This window comes from Crossiella cryophila, assembly GCF_014204915.1.
GTDB classification, from domain to species: domain Bacteria; phylum Actinomycetota; class Actinomycetes; order Mycobacteriales; family Pseudonocardiaceae; genus Crossiella; species Crossiella cryophila.
Genome location: NZ_JACHMH010000001.1, coordinates 8,698,701 through 8,722,744 on the forward strand (window position 1 = coordinate 8,698,701; position 24,044 = coordinate 8,722,744).

Genomic DNA, 24,044 nt, shown 5'->3' on the forward strand with positions numbered 1-24,044 from the left:
GGCGCCCGTTGTCCCGCAAGGGAGAGCGGGCGCCTCGGCGTTGCCGGAACCTGTTCGTCACGCCCGCGCCGCACGCTGGAAACACGGTGTTCCTAGCGTCCGCAGGCATGACGGTGGACGAGCAGGTGGCAGCTCGCCGGGTGGACGCGGGTACCCGGGAGACGCTGGAGGACTACACGCTGCGGTTCGCGCCGCGGAGCTACCGGCGGTGGACGCCCGCGGTGGTGGGCGGGTCGGCGCTGGGTGGCATGGCGTACATGGCGGACTTCTCCATCGGCGCCGGGATCGGGCTGAACCACGGTACGCTGAACGCGTTGTTGTCGATCCTGGTGGCGGCCGGGGTCATCTTCGTGACGGGTTTTCCGCTGGCCTACTACGCGGCGCGGTACAACCTGGACCTCGACCTGATCACCAGGGGCTCTGGTTTCGGGTACTACGGGTCGGTGCTCACGAGTGTGATCTTCGCGAGTTTCACGTTCATCTTCTTCGCGCTCGAGGGCTCGATCATGGCCCAGGGACTGCGTTATGGGCTTGGGCTGCCGTTGTGGCTGGGTTATCTGGTGTCCACGTTGGTGATCATTCCGCTGGTGGTCTACGGGATGCGCACGCTGGCCCGGTTGCAGACCTGGACGAATCCGTTGTGGCTGGTGCTGATCGTGTTGCCGCTGGCCTACCTGGTGCTGGCCGATCCCGGTTCGGTGCAACGGTTCCTGGACCATCCCGGCAAGGGATCCGGGCAGGTGACGGCGGCGGCGGTGATGCTCGGGGCCGGGGTGTGCCTGTCGTTGATGGCGCAGATCGGTGAGCAGATCGACTACCTGCGGTTCATGCCGCCGCGGACGGTGGCGAACCGGCGGTCCTGGTGGACCGCGGTGGTGCTGGCCGGACCGGGCTGGGTGGTCTTCGGCGCGCTGAAGCAGGCGATCGGGGTGTTCCTGGCCGTCTACATCGCCGACAGCGTCGGGCTGACCCGCGCGGTGGAGCCGATCGAGCAGTTCACCGCGGCCTTCCGGCAGCTCATGCCGGGCTGGCTGGTGGTGCCGCTGGCGTTGCTGCTGGTGGTACTGAGCCAGGTGAAGATCAACGTCACCAACGCGTACTCGGGTTCGCTGGCCTGGACCAACTCCTTCACCAGGGTCACCCGGCGCTACCCGGGGCGGCTGGTGTTCGTGGTGGTCAACCTGGGCATCGCACTGGCGCTGATGGAGGCGGACATGTTCAGCTTCCTCAACGCGCTGCTGAGCTTCTACTCCAACTGCGCCATCGCCTGGGTGGTCACGGTGGCCGTCGACATCATGGTCAACAAGCGGCTGCTGGGACTCTCGCCGACCGTCCCGGAGTTCCGCCGCGGCATGCTGTACGCGGTCAATCCCGTTGGCGTGGTGTCCTTCCTGGCCTCCTCGGGCATCTCGATCGCGATCTACTTCGGCCTGTTCGGCGAGGCGCTGCAGCCCTACTCGCCGCCGGCCGCGGTGCTGATCGCGCTGGTGCTGACGCCGCTGATGGCGGTGCTGACCAAGGGCCGGTTCTACCTGCGCCGCACCGATGACGGGATCGAGGAACCACTGCTGGACGCCGACGGCAACCCGAGCGGCACCCGGTACGAATGCGTGGTGTGCCACCAGGAGTACGAGCGGCAGGACGTGCTCGCCAGCGCGGCCGGTGGCGTGATCTGCTCGCTGTGCCTGAGCACCGACCGCACCGGCGTGCACGTCCTGCCCGCTCAGGCCCGCACGGGCGCCGGGATCTCCTTGGGCACCACCGCGTCGTAGACCGCGCGCTGGGCGATGGTCCAGGTGGTCGTGGTGAGCAGGTAGATCGCGGTGGCCAGCGGCAGGAACAGGCTGAACACCACCAGGGCGAACGGGAGCAGGCGCACCAGGACGCTCGTCGTGCCGGCCCGCGCGGCGAGTTGTCCTGACCAGTAGGCGGTGCCGGCCAGCAGCAGGAGCAGTCCGGCGGCGACCAGCGGGTGCGAGCCGAGCAGGCTGAACACCCGCTCGCCCAGTGGCGCGCCGAACAGGTCGTGCGCGAGCAGGCCGTTGGGCTGCCCGGCCACCGTGTCGGCGAGGAACAGCCGGTACATCACGAAGAAGAACGGCGCCTGGGCCAGGGTGGGCAGCATCCCGGCGAACAGGGAACCGCCCTCGGCCTGCGCCTTGGCCAGTTCGCGTTCCAGGCGTTTGGGGCTGTTCTTGTGGGTTTCCTGGAGGTCGCGGAGCCTGGTCAGCCAGGCCGAGCGCTTCCGTTCGCCGCGCAGGGCAGCCAGGCTCAGCGGCAGCAGCAGGGTGCGTACGAGCAGGGTGAAGACGATGATCGCGCCGACGGTGTGCAGGGGGCCGCCGAGGGCGGACACCACGAGGTACGCGCCGTGCACCGGCGCGTCGAAGATGGACATGCGGGACCCAGTTTTCGCTATGAGGTAAGGGAATCAGGCGAAGGCGCGGGTCACGCCGGGTGCTCGGGGACGGGGACGGCCGGGGGCGTCCGGATCGCCGAGGCGGAGATAGCGGTTGTGTGCGATGCGGCCGAGCAGGTCCGGGGTCCAGGGCTGCCCCGCGGCGGGCAGGGTGCGCCGGACCTGGGCGGCGAGCTGGGTGGTGAGCAGGGCGGCCAGCAGCGCCACGACCGCGATCGTGGTCAGCAGCAGTGTGTCGGGCGACCCGACCAGCGCCAGCCAAAGCCCCTGCACACCGGGTCAACGCGCGGCGGGCGGGCGGAGTTCCCCGCGCCGCCGCACGGTGGCCGCGCTACTTCAGCGCCGACCCGGTGGTGGGCAGCAGCGGCAACGCGGTCGGCTCGGCACGCAGCCGGGCACGCAGTCGCGTCCAGGCCGCGGTCCGCACCCTGGCCGACTCGTGCCCGGCCAGTGCCACCATCGAGCTGAACCGGGTCAGCCAGCCGAAGGCGTGCTCGCCGGTGCGCACCGGCAGCCGGGGGAAGGTGTTCTCCGCGTACTCGGTGCTGAACGCGGCGGGCGCGGGTGCGCCGGTCTCGGCGAGCATCGGCGCCACCTCCGCCCGGAAGAGCGCGCGGAACTCCGCGTCCACCGGATGGTCCAGGAAGCACAGCGTGGCCAGGTAGACCCCGGGCCAGGCGCGCACGCCCGCGGACAGCTCGCCGGACTCGGGGCGGAGCAGCAGCACGTCGTCCGAGTCGATCATCGTGGCGTTGGCCGCGGCCCGGTGCTCGGCCCACGCCGGGCCGTCGTAGAAGGCGGTCAGCGCCTGCCGGCGGGCGGCCATGTCCGGGAAACCGCGCAGCCAGACGAACCGGTCCGGGTCCACCGGGGTGCGGAACTGGCCGAGCACCTGGATGCCGACCGCCTCCTGGGTGGCCACGAACTCCCGGTCGAACAGCTCGATCAGGTCGTCCCGGCGACCCGGATGGAGGGTGTATTGACGCAGTTCGATCACGGAGGGGTACGACATGGGGCTCCTCTGTCCGGGGAGCCGCACGGTATGGCCCTTTCGCTGCCATCTTCTGACAGTGTTTGGCGGCTGTGACCGCTCACACGCCCACGCACAGTCACATACTGTTAAGAAACTTGATGGAGCATCACCCGTTTGTTGGCCTCATTCCGTTGAGACCCAAGTCACAACGTGCGATCCTGTGACGCAGGGATCACCACAGTGGGGAAGGCTGTGATCGTCAATGGCGACCGAAGCAGATGCCTGGTCAACGTTGTTGGACACCTATCGACAGGCGGCGGTTCAGACCCTGAGCTGCCATTTCTGCGCCGACAACCGGTGCAGCGCCTGCAACCAGGTCTGGCCGTGCACTGCGGCCTGCGCCGCCGAGTTCACGCTTGATCTGGACTGAGCGGCACACCGGCAACACCTGAACCAAGCACCCGCGTCACCACCTGAGCCCGTCGCATCGGCCCGTCCGAACGCGGCGGGCTCCCGTGTTACCCAGAGAACACGCCCGTCTCCCGCTCCAGCACGCCGACCAGCGGCAGCACCCGGTGCGGGACCCTGGCGTTGAGCGCGACCTCGGTCCTGGTCCGCACCACGCCCGGTGTGTTGATCATCCGCTCGATCACCGCCTCCAGGTGCCGGTTGTCCCTGGCCACCACCCGGCACAGGATGTCGCCCTCCCCCGCGATCGAATGCGCCTCGATCAGCTCGGGAATGGCCGCCAGACTGCGCGGGACCTCGGCGAAACGCTCCTGCGAGACGTCCACGTGCACGAACGCCAGTACCGGGTACCCCATCGCGGCCGGGGACAGCCGGGGCGCGAAACCGTCGATCACGCCGTCCTTGACCAGCCGGTCCAGCCGCGACTGCACCGTCGCCCGCGCCACACCGAGCAGGCGGGCATACTCGCGCACGCCCGCCCTAGGCTGCTCCATAACCAGCCGGAGCACCGCGAGGTCGAGTTTGTCGAAGGACGTCGAAGACGACGAAGTGGTCACTGGGCCCCTCCAGAGGACAGTTCAGTACCGGTTCAGGAAGGGTGACCGGCGCCACCCGACTGTGCCATTGGTAAAGAATTTGCGCCAGCTATTGAGCCAACGGCCAGGTTTCGCTGAGATGAGTCACACTACTTGGCAGTGGAGCCGAGGAGAGGAGCGCGCGGTGACCGTCACCACGGACCAGATGGTCCAGCTGATCACCCCGACGGGTGAGCGGCGGCCGCATCCCGTGTACGAGGGCCTGATCGCCGATCTGGACGGCGCGGCCCTGCGCGGGTTGTACGAGGACCTGGTGGTCGTGCGGCGGATCGACGCCGAGGGCACCGCGCTGCAGCGGCAGGGCCAGCTCGGGCTGTGGGCGCCCATGCTCGGCCAGGAGGCCGCGCAGATCGGCTCCGGCCGGGCGCTGCAGACCGAGGACTTCGTCTTCCCCAGCTACCGCGAGCACGGCGTGGCCTACTGCCGCGGCGTCGACCCGGCCGACGTGTTCGGCATGTGGCGCGGCACCAGCCTGAGCTGCTGGGACCCCTACGACATCAACATGGCCATCCCGGCGATCATCATCGGCGCCCAGGGCCTGCACGCCACCGGCTACGCGCTGGGGCTCAAGCGGGACGGGGTCGAGGCCGCCGCGGTCGCCTACTTCGGCGACGGCGCCACCAGCCAGGGCGACATCGCCGAGGCGCTCGGCTTCTCCGCGACCTACCAGGCGCCGGTGGTCTTCTTCTGCCAGAACAACCACTGGGCCATCTCCGAGCCGGTCGGCCTGCAGGCGCAGGTGCCGATCTACCAGCGCGCGGCAGGCTACGGCATGCCCGGCATCCAGGTGGACGGCAACGACGTGCTCGCCGTGCTCGCGGTGACCCGCTGGGCGCTGCAGCGCGCCCGCGAGGGCAGCGGACCGGCGCTGATCGAGGCGGTCACCTACCGGATGGGCCCGCACACCACCGCGGACGACCCCACCCGCTACCGCCCCACCGGCGAGCTGGAGGAGTGGCGCGAGCGCGACCCGCTGGCCCGGATGCTGGCCCTGCTGCAGCGTGAGGGCCTGGCCGACGATGCCTATCTGGAGAGCGTGACGGCCAAGGCCGACGCGGTCGCCGCCGAGCTGCGCGCGGGCTGCCTGGCCCTGCCCGACCCGGCGCCGCTGAGCATGTTCGACAACGTCTACGCCGAAGCGCACCCCCTCGTCGCGGAGGAGCGCGCCCAGTACGCGGCCTACCTCGACGGGTTCGAAGGGAGCAACTGACCGATGGCGACCACCAGGATGTCCATGGCCAAGGCCCTCAACGCGGGGCTGCGCAAGGCGATGGAGCAGGACCCCAGGGTCGTGCTGATGGGTGAGGACATCGGCAAGCTGGGCGGTGTCTTCCGGGTCACCGACGGCCTGCAGAAGGACTTCGGCGAGGACCGGGTGATGGACACCCCGCTGGCCGAGTCCGGGATCATCGGCACCGCGGTCGGCCTGGCCTTCCGCGGCTACCGGCCGGTCTGCGAGATCCAGTTCGACGGCTTCATCTACCCGGCCTTCGACCAGATCGTCTCCCAGGTGGCCAAGCTGCACTACCGGTCCCAGGGCAACGTGAAGATGCCGCTGACCATCCGGGTGCCCTTCGGCGGCGGGATCGGCGCGGTGGAGCACCACTCGGAGTCGCCGGAGGCCTACTTCGCGCACACCGCCGGTCTGCGCGTGGTCGCCTGCGCGGACTCCGACGACGCCTACGGCATGCTGCAGCAGGCCATCGCCAGCGACGACCCGGTGCTGTTCTTCGAGCCCAAGCGGCTCTACCAGCACAAGGGCGATGTCGACCTGGACCGCGCGCTGACCAGCAGGGAACCGCTGCACCAGGCCCGGATCGCGCGCACCGGCACCGACCTGACCGTGGCCGCCTACGGCCCGGTGGTCGGCACCGCGCTGGCCGCGGCCGAGGCCGCTGCGGAGGACGGCGTCTCGATCGAGGTCGTCGACCTGCGCACGCTGTCCCCGGTGGACTTCGACACGCTGGAGCAGTCCGTGCTGCGCACCGGCAGGCTCGTGGTCACGCACGAGGCCGCGGTGTTCATGGGCATGGGCGCGGAGATCGCGGCGCGGATCACCGAACGCTGCTTCTACCACCTGGAGGCCCCGGTGCTGCGGGTCGGCGGGTTCCACCTGCCCTACCCGGCCAGCAAGCTCGAGGAGCACCACCTGCCCGACCTCGACCGCCTGCTGCACGCCACCGACCGCGTGCTCGCGTACTGATCCCCTCACCTGAGTTTCCTGGAGCGGAAGTGGCCGACCTCAAGCAGTTCAACCTCCCCGACCTGGGGGAGGGCCTCACCGAGGCCGAGCTGATCACCTGGCACGTGGGCCCCGGCGAGACGGTGGCGCTCAACCAGATCATCGCCGAGGTGGAGACCGCCAAGGCCGCGGTGGAGATGCCCTCGCCGTACGCGGGCACCGTGGTGACGCTGCACCACGAGCCGGGCAGCACGATGGAGGTGGGCTCGCCGTTCATCACCATCGACTGCGGTGGCGAGGGCTCGGCGCCCGCGCCGGCCGCGGCTCCGGCCGCCGCCGCGCAGCCAGCCGCCGAGGCGCCGGCTGAGCGGGAGAGCGTGCTGGTCGGCTACGGGGCGAAGACCTCGACGAGCAACCGGCGGCGTCCGCGCAAGGACACCCCGGCCCGCCCGGCGAGCACCCCCGCGACCCAGGCCGCCACCGCTCCGGTCGCTGCCCAGGCCGCCGCTCCGGTCGCCGCCACCCCGGCGGCACCCGCGCGGTCCGCCCAGGCCGCCGCCCGGACCGCTCCGGCGGCGCCCGTCGGTCCCGCCGCCTCGGCCGCGCCCGGCTCACTCGCCGCGCGCAGCTCCCGGCCGGCGGCCAAGCCGCCGGTGCGCAAGCTGGCCAAGGACCTGGACATCGATCTGTCCACCGTGGTCGGCACCGGCCCGCAGGGCACGATCACCCGCCAGGACCTGTTGTCCGCCAACGGCAACGGCTCGTCTGCCGTGGCCGTGGCCCCGGTCGCCGAGCCGGTCGCGCCCGCCGCGCCCGCCTTCGACCCGGCCGCCCGTGAGGACCGCATCCCGGTGCGCGGGGTGCGCAAGCTGACCGCGGAGGCCATGGTCGCCAGCGCGTTCACCGCGCCGCACGTCACCGAGTTCATCACCATCGACGTGACCCCGACCATGGAGCTGCTGGCCGAGCTGAAGGAGAGCCCCGCCTTCGCCGGGATCAAGCTCACCCCGCTCGCGCTGATCGCCAAGGCGCTGCTGCTCGCGGTGCGCCGCAATCCGACGGTCAACTCCCGCTGGGACGAGGCGAACCAGGAGATCGTGCTCCCCCGCTACGTCAACCTGGGCATCGCCGCGGCAACCCCGCGCGGGCTGATGGTGCCCAACATCAAGGACGCCGACCGGCTCAGCCTGATCGAGCTGGCCAAGTCCCTCGGCGAACTGACGCTGACCGCCAAGGACGGCAAGACCACGCCGGCCGACCTGAGCGGTGGCACCATCACCATCACCAACGTCGGGGTGTTCGGAGTGGACACCGGCACGCCGATCATCAACCCCGGCGAGGCCGCGATCCTGTGCCTGGGCGCGATCCGCAAGCAGCCCTGGGTGCACAACGACGAGCTGGCGATCCGGCAGGTCACCACGCTCGCGCTGTCCTTCGACCACCGGCTGGTCGACGGTGAGCAGGGGTCCCGGTTCCTGGCCGACCTGGCCGCGATCCTGTCCGACACCCGCAACTTCGTCGCCTTCGGCTAGGTCGCGATCGGGGGTGGCGGAACAGGACTACTGCCGCCCCCGATCGTGCGATACTGGGCGCTGCTCCAACCGGGTGTCCAAGGGGAAGGGACGAGCGGAATGCCGTTCGTAGGCGTGTTCGGGCTGTTGGTACTGGCCCTGTGGATCTTCTGCATCATCGACGTGATCCGCACGCCCGACGGTGAGACCAACCACCTGCCGAAGATGCTGTGGCTGATGATCGTGATCATCATCCCCACCGTCGGTTCGATCGTGTGGCTGGTGCTCGGCCGTCCGCAGGGCCTGCTCAGCAACGACCCCGGCGCCAGGGGTGCGAACCCGAGGGTGGCCAACCGGTTCCCGGAGTACGACCGGCCCGGCAGGCACGTCGCGCAGAGCCCCGATGACGACGAGGCGTTCCTGCGCAGCCTGCGTGACCGGGTCGAGGAACAGCGCCGCGCCGCACGTCAGCAGGACAAGAAGGAAGACGACAAGTAGACGTGCTGCTGGACCCGGCCGACTGCGCCCGGGAGCTGGACTGCGGCCGGTTCACCCTGCGCCGCCTGGACCCGGTCCTCGACCTGGACCTGCTGCACGCCTGGATGAACGATCCCGCCGTGGCCGAGTTCTGGGAACTGGCCAGACCCCGGCCGGAGATCGCCGACTACCTGCGCTTCCAGTCCGGCAACGGTTACTGCGCGCCCAGCCTCGGCCTGCTCGACGGGGTCCCGATGAGCTACTGGGAGCTGTACGACCCGTGGCGCGAGGGCCTGGCCGGGCACTACCCGGCCGAGGCAGGTGACATCGGCCTGCACCTGCTCATCGGCCCCGGCTCGGCCAGGGGACGTGGACTGGGCGCCCCGCTGCTACGCGCGGTCACCGACTGGCAGTTCGCCCAGGACCGGCGGGTCCGGCGGATCGTGGCCGAGCCCGATGTGCGCAACCTGGCCTCGATCCGGGTGTTCGAGCGGGCTGGATTCGCCTGTCACGGCGAGCTGGAACTGCCCGGCAAACGTGCCGCTTTCATGATCCGCGCCACCCCCTGAACGCGACTTTCCCCGTCTAAGCTCCGAATCGGTGATCACGACGGAGGAGGCGCGCATGGCGGAGCCGGAGCGCACTGCGGACGCGGCCGCGGTGCAGAACCTGGTGCGCTGCTGGCTGCGGGAGTTCCCGGCGGAGTGCCCGGCCGGGGACGTGCTGACGCTGGCGCTGCCCAGCCTCGGCGTCAGCGTGCGGGTCCCGCTGACCTACACCTCCGCGGTCGGCTGGCACCGCTTCGGCCCGGTCAGCCTGCACACCGGCGCCGAACTCGACGCCACCACCCTGGCTGCCCTGCTCGCCTTCGAGGCGGCCGCCCGCCGCCAGGACACCGCGGTGGACACCGCGGGCTTCGTCGGCCGGGTGGTCGACTCCCGCAACCGGGTCGCCCAGCACCTCGCGGTACGCGCCGGGGTGCCCGAGGACGCCGAGCCGAACCCGTTCCTGCGCGCCGAACAGGCCGCCGTGCTCGGCCACCCCCTGCACCCGACGCCGAAGAGCCGGGAGGGCCTGAGCCCGGCCGAGGCCGCCGCCTACTCCCCCGAGCTGCGCGGCGGTTTCGCACTGCACTACTTCGCCGCCGATCCGTCCGTCGTGGCCGAGGACTCCGCGCTGGGCCGCCCGGCGCACGAGCTGTTCGCCGAACTGGCAGGCCCGGACCTGCGGCTGCCGCCCGGCACCGTCGCGGTACCCGCGCACCCTTGGCAGGCAAGGGAGATCCGCAGCCGACCGAGCATCCGCGCGCTGCTGGACCAGGGCCTGCTGCACGATCTCGGCCCGCTCGGTCCACAGTGGACACCGACCTCCTCGGTACGCACCCTGTTCCGCCACGACGCCCCGGTGATGCTCAAGTTCTCCCTTGGCATCCGGATCACCAACTCCAAACGGGAGAACCTGCGCCCGGAACTGGCCCGCGGCCTCCAGGTGCACCGGCTCCTGGACGCCGGTCTGGCCGAGGCCATCGCCGCCGCGCACCCCGGCTTCGGCATCGTCCGCGACCCCGCCTGGCAGGCCGTCACCACCCCCGGCTCGACCGCGGAAACCGGCCTAGAGGTGGTGGTCCGGGACAGCCCGTTCGGCACCGCGGACCGGGTCGGCGTGGTCGCCGGACTCATCGCCGACCGCCCCGACCAGCCCACCGGCCGCTCCCGGCTCGCCACCATCGTGCAAGACCTGGCCACCCGCTCCGGCCGCCCGGTCGAGGAGATCGCCGGCGAATGGTTCGACCGGTACCTGGAAGCCCTGATCGTCCCGGTGCTCTGGCTCTACGCCACCCACGGCCTCGGCCTGGAGGCGCACCAGCAGAACACCCTGCTGATGCTGGACGAACACGGCTGGCCGGTCGGCGGCCGCTACCGGGACAACCAGGGCTACTACTACTCACAGACCCGCAGCCAACGGCTGTACCGGTGGTTCCCGGACGTCGGCAAGGACCTGGGCACTTACTGCCCGGACGAGCTGATCGACGAACGCCTGGGTTACTACGTCGGCATCAACAACGTCCTGGGCATGATCGGCGCCCTGGGCTCGGCCGGCCTGGCCGACGAACGCGACCTGCTCGCCACCGCCCGCCGCACCCTCGGCCGCCTCTACGCCGAACACGGCGACGACCTCCGCCTGGCCGCCCTGCTGCTGGACGCCCCGACCTTGCCCTGCAAGGGAAACCTGCTCACCCAGGCACACGGCATGGACGAACTGGTCGGTCCGCTGGAATCGCAGTCGGTGTACGTGCCGGTGCCCAATCCGCTGGCGGTGCCGGGAGCGATGGCATGACGGATCGCGGCATGACCGCCGGTGACACGGCCGCCGGTGGCGTGGGCGACCGCGGCCGGGCCGCCTGGCGGGCCGCCGGGAAGACGTTGGTGGCCAAGGCGATCGCCGAGTTCTGCTACGAGGAGCTGCTCACCCCGACCACCGGGGCGGACCAGCAGCACCTCGACTTCCCCGCCGCCACCTACACCTTCACCGCCACCCGCGGCGCGTTCGGTGCCTGGCGGGTGGCCGAGGACTCGATCCGCCGCCAGGACCACGCGGCCGCGACCATCGCAGACGGTGGCCCGCCGAGCGTTCCGGCCGAGGACCCGCTGCTCTTCCTCACCGACGCCCGCACCGCCCTCGGCCTGGACGGCCCCACCCTGGCCGAGGCCCTGCGCGACCTCACCGCCACCTGGACCGCCGACGCCCACCTGCTGGCCACCCAGCCCACCGCGGCCGGCCTGGCCGAGTTGTCCTACGCCGAACTGGAGTCCTGGCAACAGGGCCACCCCTGCATCCTGCTCAACAAGGGCCGCCTGGGCTTCTCCGCCGCCGACACCCGCCGCTACGCGCCCGAGCACCGCCAGCACTTCCGCCTGCCCTGGCTCGCCGTGCACCGGGAGCTGGCCGCCTTCGCCGCCGTGCCCGGCCTGAGCGCGGACACCCTGCTCGCCGAGGAGCTGGATCCCGCTACCCGCCAACGTTTCGCCGCTCGTCTGGAGCATCCGGCGGACTACGTCTGGCTGCCGGTGCACCCGTTCCACCTGGAGAACGCGGTCCGCCCGCTGTTCGCCCAGCAACTCGCCGAGGGCCGGATCGTGGAACTGGGCGAGGCCCCGGACCACTACCGCGCGCTGGCCTCGGTGCGCACCCTGGTCAACGTCGACCACCCGCACAAGCGCAACGTCAAGCTGGCCCTGCTGATCCGCAACACCCTGGTGTGGCGCGGCCTGCCCGCCGAGTCCGCGGCCCAGGCGCCCGAGGTCACCCGCTGGCTGCACCTGCTCCCGCACCGCGACCCGTACCTGGCCGGGCGGATGGACCTGCTCGGCGAGGTCGCCTCGGTCGCCGTGCACCACCCGGGTTTCGCCGCGGTCCCGGACGCGCCCTACCGCTACCACGAACTGCTCGGCGCGATCTGGCGCGAACCCGCGACCGGCTACCTGGCCGAGGGCGAACGCGCCCGCTCCCTGGCCACCCTGCTGCTGACCGGTGCCGACGGCCGGGCGCTGATCGCGGAACTCGTCGAGCGGTCCACCGCGGACGCCCGGACCTGGCTGGCCGCGTTCCTGCGCGCGGTGCTGCCCGGACTGCTGCACGCCTTGCACGGCAACGGGATCGCCTTCTGCCCGCACGGCGAGAACACCCTGGTGGTCTACGGCCCGGACGAACTGCCCCGGCGGATCATGCTCAAGGACTTCGCCGAGGACGTGAAGCTGCGCACCGAGGACCTGCCCGGCTACGCCGACCTCGCCGAGCCTGCCAAGGCTGTGCTGCTCCGGTGGCGGCCGGACCAGCTCGCGCACTCCATCCTGTCCGCCATGTTCACCGGCCACTTCCGTTTCCTCACCCCGATCCTGGACCGCCACCTTGGCGTCGGCGAGGACGAGTTCTGGGGCCTGGTGCGCGCCGAGCTGCTCGCCTACCGCGCCCGGTTCCCCGAACTGGCGGCCCAGCACGAGGAGTACGGGTTCACCGCGCCGGAGTTCGACCGGGTCAGCCTCAACCGCGAGCAGCTCACCGGCGGCGGTTTCCACGACCGGGCGGAGAAGGACGAGAACTTCGACGTCATCCACCGCACGGTGCGCAACCCGCTGTGCGCCAACACCTCTGCGCCCGTGGTCACCCCGCCGTCGGGATGATCAGGTCCGAGCCGGACACGTACCGCATCGCCTCGATGAACTCCGGCAGCTGCATGCGCCGGTACACCTCGTCCTCGGGCAGGTCCTCGATCCGGGTGTGCAGCCACCACAGGTTGCCGAACGGGTCCCGCACCCGGCCGACCCGGTCGCCGAAGAACAGGTAGGTCATCTCGGTGACCGACTCCGCGCCCGCGGCCACCGCCTTGGCGTGCACGGCATCCGCGTCCTCCAGGTAGAGCCGCAGGTGCGCCGGGGTGGCAGGCCAGTGCGGCCGGGAGTCGAAGAGCATGACGACCGAATCGCCGATGCGCACCTCGGCGTGCCCGATCGCGCCGGTCTGCTCGTCCTGCACCCGGCCCAGCTCGGTCGCGCCGAACACCAGGCCCAGCCAATCGATCAGCTCCGCGGTGTGCGGGCCGATGATCCACGGCGTCACGGTGTGGTAGCCCTCGGGCATGAAGCTCTTGGCGGGGAACGGAACCGTCATCGTGATCTCCTCGGTCTGCGCTGCTGGTCCGGGCGCTCGGCCGCGCCGCTGAGAACCAAGTTACGAGCCAAGTAGGAACGATCCGGTCCTAGTTCCCGGGCGGCTAGGATTTTCTTCCGTGGACCTGCCGATCTCCGCCGAAGGCCGCCCCGCGCTCGCCGCGACGGACCTGCCACCGCACATCCGGGCCGAGCTGCTCGCCCGCGCCGGGGATCCGCTGGCGCCGGTGAGCGGCTACGTCTACGACCCGGCGGTGGCCGCCGAGCGGGTGCGCGGGTTGCGTGCCGCGCTGCCCGGGTGGGCCAAGGTGTGTTACGCGGTCAAGGCCAACACCTACCGCCCGCTGCTGGCGGCGATGGCCCCGCACCTGGACGGCTTCGAGGTGTCCTCGGCCGCCGAAGCCGACCTGGCACGGGCGGTGTCCCCGACGGCGCTGCTGGTCTCCTCCGGCCCAGGGAAGACCTTGCCGACGTTGAACAGACTGCTGCACAACAACATCGGCGTGGTCAACGTGGAGAGCCGGTTGGAGCTGGCCCGGCTGAACCAGGCAGCCGGGCTGGCCGGGAGACGGGTCGCGGTGACCATCCGGGTCAACCCGAAGTGGGTCGAGGTGGCCGGTTCACTGACCATGGGCGGCGCCGCCACGGTCTTCGGCCTCCCGGAGGATGAGGTCCCCGCGGCCCTTGGCGCGGCCGCCGCGCTGCCGAACCTGGACGTCGTGGGTTTCCACGTGCATGCCGTCTGTCAGAACATGGACGCGGTCGCCCACGCCGCCTATGTCCGGTGGTGCCTGGAGTGGAGCGCGGCCACGGCGGCCGAGCACGGAGTCCAGCTGCGCGCCGTCGGGGTGGGTGGCGGGATCGGGGTGCCCTTCGAGGGCGGTCCCGAGTTCGACACTATGGAGTTTTGTGAGCTACTGGGCCAGATAGAACCTCCTTCCGGGGTGGACGTGGTCTTCGAGCCCGGCCGGTGGTGCGTCACCGACGCCGGGTGGTACGCGGCCGAGGTGGTCGACGTCAAACACGCCTACGGCACCTGGTTCGCCGTGCTGCGCGGTGGCATCAACCACTTCCAGCTACCCACCTCCTGGGACATCCGGCATCCGTTCGCCGTGCTCCCGGTGGACACCTGGCCGGTGGACTGGCCGCGGCCGGAAGCGGTGGACGTGCCGGTGACGGTGGTGGGCGAGTTGTGCACGCCGGAGGACACGCTGGCGCGGGACTTCCACGTGTCGCGGGTGCGCGCGGGTGATCTGGTGGTGTTCCCGATGGCCGGGTCGTACGGCTACGAGTTCGCGATGCCGAACTTCCTCGGCCATCCGCCCGCCGACCGGCGGACCGTGTCCGCGGACGGGACAGGTCAGACGAGCTGAGCCGGGTCCAGGCCGAGCAGGTCGGCCACGGCGCGTTCGCCCGCCGGGGTGAGGCGGACCGCGCGGCCGCTGCCGACCGGCTTGAGCCAGCCGCGGTCGCGGAACCGTTGACAGAGCTGGGCTCCGGCCGCGCCGGCCAGGTGGGTGCGGCGCTCGGTCCAGTCCAGGCAGGCCCGGACCAGGGGTCGCCCGGTGGGACAGGACAGGTCGGCGCCCAGTTCGGTGGTCAGCCAGCTCCGGCCGGCCGGGGTGACACCGAGACCGTCGGCCTGGGTCAGCAGGCCGGTGCTGGTCATGGCGTCGGTAATCGCCACCCCGAGCCGTCCGGCCAGGTGGTCGTAGCAGGTGCGGCCACGGGCCAGGGCGGCCGCGGCGGTGCTGGCACGCAGGCCCGACGGGCGCTGCGGGGCGGGGTTGAGGTGGGCAACGAGACCTTCCAGGAGTTCGGCGGTGCGCGCGTCGGCGAGTTGCACGTACCGGTGGCGGCCCTGTCGGCGTTCGGTCAGCAGGCCGCCGGACAGGAGGCGGTTGAGGTGTTCGGTGGCGGTGGAGGCGGCGACCTTGGCGTGCGCGGCCAGTTCACCGGCGGTCCAGGCCCGGCCGTCGAGCAGGGCGAGGCAGATCGCGGCCCGGGTGGGGTCGGCGAGCAGCCCGGCGAAGGCGGCCAGCTCGGTCGAGGTCATGGCCTCATTGTGCGGCCGGATGTTTCGGCCGCGACCGAAACGACCCGTGCCTAGCGTTCGTGTCATGCCTCCTGGTCAGCGTGCGTCGGTTGTGGTCAGTGAGCCCGCTCAGGTGCGGGCCGTGCTGATGAAATCAAGCTATGCAGTGCCGACCTGGCACTGCCACTCACGAGCAGGTGAACCCGGCCCGGACCCGGATATGGCCTGGTTACGGGCTTCGGTGGCCCGGTTCAGCAGCGGATCGGCGCATCAGCGGCGGCGCTCCTTAGCATGTGCCGAGCTGGCACACGTACACCCGATGGGGTTGTTCCGGCTGGCAGCGGCAAATCCGCAGGTCGAGCCGGTCTTGCTGCTCGCCGAGGCGATGGGGTTGACCGGGATCCGGGCCGAGACCGTTGCCACCGTGGCAAGGGCCTATCACCCGCACACCGCGACCGGCCCTGGCACTGATCAGGCGGCAGCCGATCGTGCGGTCGCGGAGCTGGTGACCTGCTGCGGCAGGCGCGCGGACGAGCGCACCGCGGCCCGGATCTGCCTGCTGGTCCAGTCCGCCGAAGCCACCGCCGCCCTGCGCGCGGCGGCCCGCGAACACGGCTCCGTCCAGGCCGCGCTCCGGCTCGCCCCGCCGGTCCGGCACACCCGGCGGATCAGCCCGGACGGCGCCGAGTTGCTGCTCGAACTCGGCGGCGACCTGGCCTTCGGCGCCGGGGCGCACGCCTGCCCCGGCCGCACCCACGCGCTCGCCATGGTGGCGGGCCTGCTCGGAGAGGACAGCCCATGACCACCGCCTTCCACGCCCTGCACGCGGGCCCGGAACCGCTGCTGCTGCCCAACGCCTGGGACTTCGGCTCCGGCGCGCTGCTGGCCGGCGCCGGGTTCGCCGCCATCGGCACCACCAGCCTTGGCGTGGCGGTCGCCGCCGGACTCCCGGACGCCCAGGGCGCCGCCCGCGGCGAGACCCTGGCCCTGGCCCGCCTGCTGACCCGGCTGCCCTGCCCGGTGACGGTGGACATCGAGGGCGGCTTCAGCGCGGACCCGGCCGAGGTCGGCGCGCTGGCCGCCGAACTGGCCGCGGCCGGCGTCGCGGGTATCAACATCGAGGACGGGCGCTATGCTGGACTGGCTGATCCCGGAGCGCAGGCCGAGTTGATCAGCGCGATCCGGGTGGCGGCCCCGGAGTTGTTCATCAACGCCCGCACCGACACCTTCTGGCTGGACCACGGCGATCTCGGCGAGACGCTGCGGCGGGTGCGGCGGTATGTCGAGGCGGGTGCGGACGGGGTGTTCGTGCCGGGGCTGGCCGACGCCGAGGGCATCCGGCGGGTGGTCGGCGAGGCGGGCGTGCCGGTGAACCTGCTGTTTGTGCCAGGTCGGCACAGCGTGGCTGAGCTGGGTGAACTCGGGGTGCGCCGGGTGAGCACCGGGTCGCTGTTGTTCCGGGCGGCGTTGCACGCGGTGGTGGAGACGGCGGCGGCGGTGCGGGATGGCCGCGCGATCGCCGAGGGCGTGCCGGGCTATGCCGAGATCGATCGGCTCACGGCAGGTCCAGCGGCGTGAGTTCGGCGATCGAGCCGAGGATGAACGTCTGGAACTTCATCTTCTCCACCAGGCCCGCATCGCCGCCGTCGACCAGCTCCAGCTTCGGACCGCCGGTGCCGACCATGCTCAGCATCGTGGTCCCCGGTCCGTTCCGGGCCAGGTAGGCCCAGCAGTACAGACGCTCCTCGCCGGTGGGCTGCCGGTTGTCGGCGCAGAAGGCGAAGGCGGCGTCGACCCCGGTGGTGCCCTTGATCGTCACCTCACCCCGGTACTGGAAGGAGCCCAGCTCCGGATCCTTCCAGGCCGGACAGGTCCTGGTGGCCAGCTCGCGCAGCTCGGCGATCAGCTGCTCGGCTCGTCGTCCCTGGTAGAGGTGCCCGGCGCTGCTCGCCCAGTCGTGGTCGGACTGCCAGCGGCGCAGGTAGCTGACCGCGGGCGGCGTGCTCAGCTCGGCCCAGCAACTGGTCATCGGGCCCTTGTCCACGTGCTGCTCGTGGAAGCGGGTGCCGCTGCTCTGCACGGTGTCGATGGGCAGCACCGCCTGGAAGGTCAGGTGCCGGAAGGCGCGTTCCTGCTCCGGCGGCAGGCCAGGTGTGGTGGTCGCCGGAGGCGCGGCCGGGGTGCTGCTCGCCGGTGCCGACGCGGCGGGTTCGGCGGGCTGGGCGCAGCCGGTCAGCGCCAGGCACGCGAGCAGGGTCAGCAGCGTTCTTCTCATCGTATTCCCCCTCAGTTTGAGCGTTCGCTCAATATGGAAGCAGCTTTTAAGCGATTGCTCAAGTTCTGGTTCGCGTGATCGGCTGCGGTGATCGCGAACGAAGGAGCTGGGGATGGTTGAGATCGGGCCACTGGCCGAGCACGAACGGCCGGCCTGGGAGGCGTTGTTCCGCGGCTACACCGACTTCTACCAGCGGGTCATGCCGCAGCAGGGCTACGACCGGGCCTGGCGGGAGTTCCAGACCGGGACCAGGATGCACGCGCTGGGCGCCCGGCTGGACGGCGAACTGGTGGGCATCACGCACTTCCTGGTGCACCCGAGCACCTCGTCAGCCGATTCCTGCTACCTCCAGGACCTGTTCACCGCGCCGGCCGCCCGCGGCCGGGGCGTGGCTCGCGCGCTGATCGAAGCCGTGGTGGAGTGGGCCCGTGGACAGGACTGCGGGCGGGTCTACTGGCACACCCAGGAGACGAACGCGACCGCCCGGCGGCTCTACGACCAGGTGGCGCTGAACAAGGGGTTCATCCAGTACCAGGTGCCGCTGGACTGAGCGGTCAGAGGCGCTCGAAGCCGCGGCGCAGCTCCCAGTCGGTGACCGTCGCGGCGAAGGCGTCCAGCTCGGCCTGGGCGGCGCGAGCGTAGTGCCCGACCACCTCCGCGCCGAAGGCAGCCTCGGCGACCGGGCTGGCCAGCCACAGGTCGACGGCGGTGGCCAGGTCCGGTGGCAGGGTGCGCCGGTCGGTGGCGAAGGCGTTGCCCTGGAAGGGTTCCTCGAGTTCCAGCCGGTGGTCGATGCCGTGCAGGCCGGCCGCGATCACGGCGGCGACCGCGAGGTAGGGGTTGGCGTCGCCGCCGGGCACCCGGTGTTCCAGCCGCAGCGACTCGCCATGGCCGACCACCCGGATCGGGCAGGTCCGGTTGTCCCGGCCCCAGCCCAGCGTGGTGGGCGCGAACGCGCCGGGGGCGAATCGCTTGTAGGAGTTGACGTTCGGCGCCTGGAACAGCACCAGTTCACGGGCGCAGGCGAGCTGGCCCGCGATGAAGTGCCGCATCAGCGCCGACATCCCGTCGCCCTCGGCGAACACCGGCCGGTCCTCGGTGTCGCGCAGGGACAGGTGCAGGTGGCAGGAGTTGCCCTCGCCGGCGTCGAACTTGGCCATGAAGGTCAGCGCACGGCCGTGCGCGGCCGCGATCTGCTTGGCCCCGGTCTTGTACAGCACGGTGTTGTCGCAGGTGGTGAGCGCGTCCTGGTGGCGGAAGACGATCTCGTACTGGCCGGAGTGGCATTCGCCGCGCGCGGACTCCAGGCGCAGCCCGGCCCGCACCATGTCCCGGCGGATGTGGTTGACCAGTGGGTCCACATCGGACAGTCCGGCCACCGCGTAGTCCACGTTGTGCCGGGTGGCCGGGCGCAGGTCGCGGTAGCCGCGTTCCCAGGCATCCTGGTAGTCCTCCCGGAACACCAGGAACTCCAGCTCCGCGCCGACCCGCGCGGTCAGGCCGCGGGCGGCCAGCCGGTCCAGCTGGGTGCGCAGGATCTGCCGGGGCGCCACCCCGACCGGGTCGCCGCCGGGCCAGTGCGCGTCGGCGAGCACCAGCGCGGTGCCCTCGTCCCAGGGCAGCAGGCGTAGCGTGGCCGGGTCGGGGAGCAGCGTGAAATCGCCGAAACCCGTTGCGGCGGCGTCGATCGCGTAGCCGGGTCCAGTGGTCATGTCGACGTCCACGGCCAGCAGGTAGGCGCACGCGGCCGCGCCGCCGACCCCTACCGTGTCAAGGTAGTGCTCGGCGTCCACTCTGCTGCCAAGGAGCCTGCCGGTGAGATCGGGCAGCGCCACGATCACGTTGTCCACCAGGCCATCCGCCACCGAGGCCCGCAACTCCTCCCAGGACAGCGGGACCGCCGGACGGGTGGTCACGGGGCGCCGAAGCTGGTGAAGGCGGTGCGTGCGGGCAGGCGGTGCACGGTGCGGCCGGTGACCGCGTTGAGGATGGTGGCCGCCCGCCAGGCGCCCAGGGTGAGGTCGGGCGCGCCGACGCCGTGCGTGTGCAGCTCGCCGTTCTGCACGTAGAGGCCGCCGGTGACGGCCGGGTCCAGCTCGACCCGGTGGTCGGCGTTGACGCGCTGGCGGCGGCGCTCGTCCCAGTGCACGAGGTGGTCCAGCGGGTCCAGGAACGGTGGTACGCTCGCGGCGTAGCCGGTGGCGAGGACTACCCGATCGGTGTCCACTGTGTACGGCCGATCCTGCTGGATCTCATGGCAGCCCAGGCGATAGCGACCATCGACGCTTTCCACGGTGCGGATCTCGGTGTGCGGGGTCAGTTCGGCGGCGACCCGGCCACCCCCTACGGTGCGTTCGTAGAGCAGGTCCTGGATCTCGGCGAGGGTGTCGGCGCTGACCGCCTTGTAAAGCTGCCACTGCGCGGGCACCAGTCTGTCCCTTGTGGACGGATCGAGGCCGCGGAAGTAGCTGGTGTAGTCCGGGGTGAAGTGCTCCAGGCCGATCTTGGAGTACTCCATGGGCGCGAACTGGCCGCGGGTCAGCCAGCGCACCCGGCTGCCGGTCTCCGGCTGGCGGCGCAACAGGTCGAGGAAGACCTCCGCGCCGGACTGACCGGAGCCGATCACGGTGACGTCGGCGGCCGCGGTGAGCGCGGGCAGGTTGGTCAGGTAGTCGGCGGCGTGGCAGATCTCCTTGCCCAGCAAGGGCTGGAACGCCGCGGGCACCCTGGGCTGGGTGCCGACGCCGAGCACCACGTTGCGGGCCAGCAGTTCCCCGCCGTCGTGGGTGAGGCGGAAGGCGGCCCGGTCCGCGTCCCAGGACACCGCGGTGACCTCGGCGCCGAACCGGCAGGAGGGCAGCGAGCGGGCGACCCAGGCGCAGTAGTGGTCGTACTCCCGGCGCGGCACGTGGAAGCGCTCGGCGAAGAAGAACGGGAACATCCGGTCGTGTTCGCGCAGGTAGTTCAGGAAGGACCAGCGGCTGGTCGGGTCGACCATGGTGACCAGGTCGGCCAGGAACGGGACCTGCAGCCGGGCGCCGTCGAGCAACAGGCCGGGATGCCAGCTGAACTCGGCGCGCCGGTCCAGGAACACCGCGTCCAGGCCGGGCACCGCGTCGGCGAGCGCGGCCAGGCCCAGGTTGAACGGCCCGAGCCCGATCCCGGCCAGGTCGTGCACGTCCGTGCTCATCCGGTGGCCTCCGCCGTGTCCTCGGCCTCGCCCGCCTCGACCACGAGTGCCAGCAGGGCGTCCACGTCGGCGGTGGTGGCGTGCGGGTTGAGCAGGGTGAGCTTGAGCCGGATCCGGCCGTCCACCTCGGTGCGGCCGACCACCGCGCTGCCCTCGGTCAGCAGCCTGCGCCGCAGGGCGGCGTTGACCTGGTCCGGATCGCGGTGCCGGGCCTGGAAGTGGAACACCACGGTGCTCAGCACGGGCCGGGCGGCGAGCACGAGTCGGGGATGCGCGTCGATGGCCGTTGCGGCGTGTCCGGCCAGGTCGTGGCAGGCGTCCACCAGCACGCCGAGTCCGGTGCGGCCCAGCGCGCGGAAGGTCACCGCGAGCTTGAGCGCGTCCAGGCGGCGGGTGGTGCGCAGCGAGTAGCCGAGCAGGCTGCGGTAGCCGAGGTCCTCGTCATCGGTCGGGTTGAGGTAGGCGACCCGGCGGGTGAGCGGGTCGAACGCGCTCGCGCGGCGGGTCAGGAAGCCGCCTGCCGCAACGGGTTGCCAGCCGAACTTGTGCAGGTCGATGGCGATCGAGTCGGCCAGGTCGAGGCCGCGCAGCAGCGGGGCGAGCCGGTCGGAGAACAGCGCGCCGCCGCCGTAGGCCGCGTCCACGTGGAACCAGGCGTCGTGCGCGGTGGCGATGGCGGCGAGTTCGGGCAGCGGGTCGATCACGCCGAAGTCGGTGGTGCCCGCGGTCGCGACCACCGCGATCGGCCGGTACCCGCCGGCCCGGTCGGCCATCAGGGTGGCCACCAGGGCGGCCGGGTCCATCCGCTGGTCCGCGGTGACCGGCACCGGGATCACGGCGTCCTCGCCGAGGCCGAGGATGCCCGCGTTGCGCTGCACGGAGAAGTGCGCGGCGGCACTGCAGTAGACCCTGGGCCGCTGGGTCGGCGCGAACTCGCGGGCCAGCAGCAGGCCCATCAGGTTCGACTCGGTGCCGCCGGAGGTCAGCACTCCCCCGGCCTGATCCGGTTGGTAGCCGACGAGTTCGGCCATCGCCCGGACCACCCAGGGTTCCAGCTCGGTGGCGACCGGGGCCTGGTCCCAGGAGTCCAGGGACTGGTTCATCGCACCGGCGGCGACCTCGGCGGCGACCGCGATGGCCAGCGGCGGACAGTGCAGGTGCCCGGCGCAGCGCGGATCGGCCGGGTCGGCGGATCCCATGGCGATCAGGCGGCTCAGTTCGGCCAGCGCGGGTTCGGCGCCGATGCCCTTGTCCGGCAACGGGTTGTGCTCGACAGCGGTGGCCGCGGCGGCGGCGATGGCGGCCGGGGAACCGGCCGGGGTCGGGCCGCCGCGTTCGACGGTGCCCTTGGCCAGGGACTCCAGCACGAGGTCGATGAGCGGGGCGAGCGCGGTGGCGCCGGCCACGCCGCCGGCGAGCGCGGCCGGGTCGAGCGGGCCGGGGGTGCGGCGGGTGGGCTGGGCGGCGGGCTCGTCAGTGGCGGCTGTATTGGCGCCGGTCGCCTTGCCCGGGCTGGCGGGGCTGGCGGGGCTGGCGGGGCTGGCGGGGCTGGCGGGGCTGGCGGGGCTGGCGGGGCTGGCGGGGCTGGCGGGGCGAGCCTCGCCGGTGGCCTGGTCAGCGGCGTCCGCCGGGTGACGGACGGGCTCGCCGGTGTGCTCCGGGCGGTCGGAAGTCCTTGGCACGCCACCGGTTCGGGCGCTCCACTTGGCGGTCATCGGTTCGCTCCCCGTTCGGCCGCGGTGACGGCCTCGCCCAGTCGGTTGAGCACGCTGTCGGCCTCCGCGTCGGTGATGGTCAAGGGCGGCAGCAGCCGGATCACCGCGTCGGCCCGGCCGCCGAGTTCCAGGATCAGGCCGCGGCGCAGGCATTCCGTGCGGATCGCGGCGGCCAGTTCCGGTGCGGCCGGGCGGGCGCCCAGCGGATCCGGCGCCGCCGTCGGGTCAACGATCTCCAGGCCCAGCATGAGGCCGCGGCCGCGGACGTCGCCGATGCAGTGGGTGCGTGCCTGCAACACGCGGAGTTCGGTGAGCAGGCGCTCGCCGAGCGATGCGGCGCGGGCGGGCAACTGTTCGGCGGCGACGAAACGCAGGGTGGCGGCGCCCGCGGCCATGGCCAGCTGGTTGCCGCGGAAGGTGCCGGTGTGCGCACCGGGCCGCCAACTGTCCAAAGTGGACCGATAGACGATCACCGCCAGCGGCAGGCTGCCACCGATGGCCTTGGACAGCACCAGCACGTCCGGGGTGATCCCGCTGTGCTGCACCGCCCAGAACTCGCCGGTGCGGCCGACCCCGGTCTGCACCTCGTCCACGATGAGCGGAATGCCCCGCGTCGCGGTGATCCGGCGGATCTCCCGCAACCAGCTGTCAGGGCTGGGGATGACGCCACCCTCACCCTGCACCGCTTCCAGTATCATGGCCGCGGGTGGCAGGACGCCGGAGTGGCTGTCGGTGAGCAGCGACTCGACCAGGCGGGCGCCGATCTCGTGCGCCCGAGGGCCGCCAACACCGAACGGACAGCGATAGTCGTACGGGTATGGCAGGCGGGTCACGTTGAACCCGTTGTCCGCCAACGGTTCCCGCACCGCGATGTTGCCGCTGGCGGCGAGCGCGCCCGCGGTCATGCCGTGGTAGGCGCCGGTGAAGGCGAGCACGTTCTGCCGTCCGGTGGCGGTGCGGGTCAGCTTGAGCGCGGCCTCCACCGCGTCGGTGCCGGCCGGGCCGCAGAAGTGGATCCGGCAGTCCGCGGCCAGTTCCGGCGGCAGGGTGTCCAGCAGCGCGGTGGTGAAGTCGTCCTTCTCCGGGGTGCTGATGTCCAGCGCGTGCAGTGGCGCGCCGGAGTCGAGCACCCGGCGGATCGCGCCGAGCACCACCGGGTGGTTGTGGCCGAGGGCCAGGGTGCCGGCCCCGGCGAGGCAGTCCAGGTACTCGCGGCCGTCGGCGCCGGTGACCCGCAGGCCCTCGGCGTGCACCGGCACCACCGGGAAGCTCCGGGCGTAGGTGCGCGCGGCGGACTCGCGATCCCGTTGCCTGCCCAGCACCGCCGCGAGGTCGACCTGCGCGTGCGCGGCGTCGGTCCAGGCTGTCATCAGGCATCCCCCAGGGTCGAGTGTTCGCGCGAAGGCCGTCCGGTGTCGGCGGCCAGGCGACTGAAGTGGTGGGGGAGCTGCCGCCGGTCGGTGTGCAGGGCCATCGTCCGCATCAGCCGAATCCTAATCTCGGCGGGCGAGGGTTGCGCCGGACCGCGTGGTTTTG

At 71.7% G+C, this 24,044-nt stretch carries 23 protein-coding genes; 12 read left to right on the plus strand and 11 right to left on the minus strand.

The genetic code is table 11. From position 1 onward, the window contains the following. Positions 1-107 precede the first annotated feature (107 nt). The gene (locus tag HNR67_RS37360) at positions 108-1,772 is read left to right on the plus strand and encodes a purine-cytosine permease family protein (protein WP_185007804.1); all 1,665 of its coding nucleotides are present in this window, start codon (positions 108-110) and stop codon (positions 1,770-1,772) included. On the opposite strand, the gene yidC is transcribed toward HNR67_RS37360, so the two are convergent. The 4 genes from yidC to HNR67_RS37380 all read right to left on the minus strand — a co-directional run bounded on the left by yidC (position 1,724) and on the right by HNR67_RS37380 (position 4,417). After that, on the minus strand, positions 1,724-2,398 hold the full coding sequence (gene yidC / locus HNR67_RS37365; protein WP_185007806.1) for a membrane protein insertase YidC: 675 nt from the start codon (positions 2,396-2,398) through the stop codon (positions 1,724-1,726). The two genes, HNR67_RS37360 and yidC, sit on opposite strands and share 49 nt — an antisense overlap. A 33-nt stretch (positions 2,399-2,431) precedes the next feature. Next, the gene (locus tag HNR67_RS37370) at positions 2,432-2,692 is read right to left on the minus strand and encodes a DUF6412 domain-containing protein (protein ID WP_185007808.1); all 261 of its coding nucleotides are present in this window, start codon (positions 2,690-2,692) and stop codon (positions 2,432-2,434) included. A gap of 58 nt (positions 2,693-2,750) precedes the next feature. After that, positions 2,751-3,431 (minus strand): NIPSNAP family protein, encoded by a 681-nt coding sequence (locus HNR67_RS37375; protein WP_185007810.1) that lies wholly within the window; start codon positions 3,429-3,431, stop codon positions 2,751-2,753. A 479-nt stretch (positions 3,432-3,910) separates the two neighbouring features. Continuing rightward, positions 3,911-4,417 (minus strand): Lrp/AsnC family transcriptional regulator, encoded by a 507-nt coding sequence (locus HNR67_RS37380; protein ID WP_308301033.1) that lies wholly within the window; start codon positions 4,415-4,417, stop codon positions 3,911-3,913. 163 nt (positions 4,418-4,580) lie between these two features. On the opposite strand from HNR67_RS37380, the gene pdhA reads away from it, so the two are divergent. The 7 genes from pdhA to HNR67_RS37415 all read left to right on the plus strand — a co-directional run bounded on the left by pdhA (position 4,581) and on the right by HNR67_RS37415 (position 12,807). Further along, positions 4,581-5,666, plus strand: coding sequence for a pyruvate dehydrogenase (acetyl-transferring) E1 component subunit alpha (pdhA, locus tag HNR67_RS37385; RefSeq protein WP_312988943.1), 1,086 nt, complete (start codon positions 4,581-4,583; stop codon positions 5,664-5,666). A gap of 3 nt (positions 5,667-5,669) precedes the next feature. Further along, the gene (locus HNR67_RS37390; protein WP_221490180.1) at positions 5,670-6,659 is read left to right on the plus strand and encodes an alpha-ketoacid dehydrogenase subunit beta; all 990 of its coding nucleotides are present in this window, start codon (positions 5,670-5,672) and stop codon (positions 6,657-6,659) included. Between the two features lie 29 nt (positions 6,660-6,688). Further along, entirely contained in the window at positions 6,689-8,170 is a 1,482-nt protein-coding gene (locus tag HNR67_RS37395) for a dihydrolipoamide acetyltransferase family protein (protein WP_185007814.1), read from the plus strand. A 99-nt stretch (positions 8,171-8,269) separates the two neighbouring features. Next, positions 8,270-8,647 carry a PLD nuclease N-terminal domain-containing protein gene (locus HNR67_RS37400; RefSeq protein WP_185007816.1) on the plus strand — a complete coding sequence of 126 codons (378 nt, stop codon included), beginning with the start codon at positions 8,270-8,272 and terminating at the stop codon, positions 8,645-8,647. 2 nt (positions 8,648-8,649) lie between these two features. Then, entirely contained in the window at positions 8,650-9,195 is a 546-nt protein-coding gene (locus HNR67_RS37405; RefSeq protein ID WP_185007818.1) for a GNAT family N-acetyltransferase, read from the plus strand. Positions 9,196-9,250: 55 nt separating this feature from the next. Further along, positions 9,251-10,963 carry an IucA/IucC family protein gene (locus HNR67_RS37410; protein ID WP_185007820.1) on the plus strand — a complete coding sequence of 571 codons (1,713 nt, stop codon included), beginning with the start codon at positions 9,251-9,253 and terminating at the stop codon, positions 10,961-10,963. Further along, on the plus strand, positions 10,960-12,807 hold the full coding sequence (locus tag HNR67_RS37415) for an IucA/IucC family protein (RefSeq protein WP_246492680.1): 1,848 nt from the start codon (positions 10,960-10,962) through the stop codon (positions 12,805-12,807). Before HNR67_RS37410 ends, HNR67_RS37415 begins: the two co-directional genes overlap by 4 nt. On the opposite strand, the gene HNR67_RS37420 is transcribed toward HNR67_RS37415, so the two are convergent. Beyond that, positions 12,788-13,294 carry a VOC family protein gene (locus tag HNR67_RS37420; RefSeq protein WP_246492681.1) on the minus strand — a complete coding sequence of 169 codons (507 nt, stop codon included), beginning with the start codon at positions 13,292-13,294 and terminating at the stop codon, positions 12,788-12,790. The two genes, HNR67_RS37415 and HNR67_RS37420, sit on opposite strands and share 20 nt — an antisense overlap. Positions 13,295-13,412: 118 nt before the next feature. On the opposite strand from HNR67_RS37420, the gene HNR67_RS37425 reads away from it, so the two are divergent. Beyond that, complete coding sequence (locus HNR67_RS37425; protein ID WP_185007821.1) at positions 13,413-14,666, plus strand: alanine racemase; 1,254 nt, start codon at positions 13,413-13,415, stop codon at positions 14,664-14,666. Here the strand turns inward: HNR67_RS37425 and HNR67_RS37430 are convergent. Next, complete coding sequence (locus HNR67_RS37430; protein ID WP_185007823.1) at positions 14,654-15,349, minus strand: ArsR/SmtB family transcription factor; 696 nt, start codon at positions 15,347-15,349, stop codon at positions 14,654-14,656. The genes HNR67_RS37425 and HNR67_RS37430 overlap by 13 nt on opposite strands. A gap of 298 nt (positions 15,350-15,647) precedes the next feature. On the opposite strand from HNR67_RS37430, the gene HNR67_RS37435 reads away from it, so the two are divergent. Together HNR67_RS37435 and HNR67_RS37440 are read left to right on the plus strand one after the other, a co-directional pair. Then, positions 15,648-16,130, plus strand: coding sequence for a hypothetical protein (locus HNR67_RS37435; RefSeq protein ID WP_221490181.1), 483 nt, complete (start codon positions 15,648-15,650; stop codon positions 16,128-16,130). Beyond that, positions 16,127-16,906, plus strand: a complete 780-nt coding sequence (locus HNR67_RS37440) for an isocitrate lyase/PEP mutase family protein (RefSeq protein ID WP_185007828.1) — start codon at positions 16,127-16,129, stop codon at positions 16,904-16,906. Before HNR67_RS37435 ends, HNR67_RS37440 begins: the two co-directional genes overlap by 4 nt. Here the strand turns inward: HNR67_RS37440 and HNR67_RS37445 are convergent. Next, on the minus strand, positions 16,884-17,603 hold the full coding sequence (locus HNR67_RS37445) for a hypothetical protein (protein ID WP_185007830.1): 720 nt from the start codon (positions 17,601-17,603) through the stop codon (positions 16,884-16,886). The two genes, HNR67_RS37440 and HNR67_RS37445, sit on opposite strands and share 23 nt — an antisense overlap. A 112-nt stretch (positions 17,604-17,715) precedes the next feature. On the opposite strand from HNR67_RS37445, the gene HNR67_RS37450 reads away from it, so the two are divergent. Next, entirely contained in the window at positions 17,716-18,153 is a 438-nt protein-coding gene (locus HNR67_RS37450; RefSeq protein WP_185007831.1) for a GNAT family N-acetyltransferase, read from the plus strand. A gap of 4 nt (positions 18,154-18,157) precedes the next feature. On the opposite strand, the gene HNR67_RS37455 is transcribed toward HNR67_RS37450, so the two are convergent. Genes HNR67_RS37455 through HNR67_RS37470 form a run of 4 tightly spaced genes read right to left on the minus strand, consistent with a single transcriptional unit; the run spans position 18,158 to position 23,878 of the window. After that, positions 18,158-19,519: a glutamine synthetase family protein gene (locus tag HNR67_RS37455; RefSeq protein ID WP_185007833.1), complete on the minus strand. Its 1,362-nt coding sequence runs from the start codon at positions 19,517-19,519 to the stop codon at positions 18,158-18,160. After that, positions 19,516-20,793, minus strand: a complete 1,278-nt coding sequence (locus HNR67_RS37460) for a lysine N(6)-hydroxylase/L-ornithine N(5)-oxygenase family protein (protein WP_185007835.1) — start codon at positions 20,791-20,793, stop codon at positions 19,516-19,518. The genes HNR67_RS37455 and HNR67_RS37460 overlap by 4 nt, the downstream gene beginning before the upstream one ends. After that, positions 20,790-22,508, minus strand: a complete 1,719-nt coding sequence (locus HNR67_RS37465; RefSeq protein ID WP_185007837.1) for a pyridoxal phosphate-dependent decarboxylase family protein — start codon at positions 22,506-22,508, stop codon at positions 20,790-20,792. The genes HNR67_RS37460 and HNR67_RS37465 overlap by 4 nt, the downstream gene beginning before the upstream one ends. Continuing rightward, positions 22,505-23,878 (minus strand): diaminobutyrate--2-oxoglutarate transaminase family protein, encoded by a 1,374-nt coding sequence (locus HNR67_RS37470; protein ID WP_185007839.1) that lies wholly within the window; start codon positions 23,876-23,878, stop codon positions 22,505-22,507. The genes HNR67_RS37465 and HNR67_RS37470 overlap by 4 nt, the downstream gene beginning before the upstream one ends. Positions 23,879-24,044: the final 166 nt, after the last annotated feature.